General features: G+C 60.2%; 1 protein-coding gene. It reads left to right on the top strand.

Annotated features, from left to right (window positions below; genetic code table 11):
• A partial coding sequence (locus IE267_RS39310) for a condensation domain-containing protein (RefSeq protein WP_229861690.1) occupies positions 1-694 on the top strand: 694 nt, incomplete at both ends.

Raw genomic sequence — 694 nt, 5'->3', positions numbered from 1 at the left:
GGCGAGGGTGCGGGGGGAGGTGCCGGGTTGGTCGGAGCTTGGGGTGCAGTATGCGGATTACACGTTGTGGCAGAACGAGTTGTTGGGTGATCAGGATGATCCGGACAGTTTGTTCGTGACGCAGATCGAGTACTGGACGCGGGTGTTGGCGGGGTTGCCGGATCAGTTGTCGTTGCCGGTGGATCGTCCGCGTCCGGCGGTGATGTCGTATCGGGGTGACTATGTCACGGTCGATATTGGTGCGGAGTTGCATCAGCGTCTGGCGGATGTGGCGCGGTCGTCGGGTGCGAGTCTGTTCATGGTGTTGCAGGCGGGTCTGGCTGCTTTGTTGTCGCGTCTGGGTGCGGGCAGTGATGTTCCGTTGGGGAGTCCGATTGCGGGGCGTACGGATCAGGGTCTGGATGATCTGGTCGGGTTCTTCGTGAATACGTTGGTGTTGCGTACGGATACGTCGGGGGGTCCGACGTTGGGGGAGTTGGTTTCGCGGGTTCGTGAGGTGTCGTTGGCGGCGTATGCGCATCAGGATGTGCCGTTCGAGTATTTGGTGGAGCATCTGAATCCGGTGCGTACGTTGGCTCATCATCCGTTGTTTCAGGTGATGTTGGCGTTGCAGAATGCGCCGGAGGCGGTGTTTCGGCTTCCTGGTTTGCAGATTGATGTGGCGCCGGGGCGGACGCATACGGCGAAGTTCGAT

Origin of the sequence: Streptomyces xanthochromogenes, assembly GCF_014650455.1 — a bacterium.
GTDB classification, from domain to species: domain Bacteria; phylum Actinomycetota; class Actinomycetes; order Streptomycetales; family Streptomycetaceae; genus Streptomyces; species Streptomyces xanthochromogenes.
Note: the sequence above shows the minus strand (reverse complement) of the source record. Positions and strands in the feature narration are given on the sequence as shown.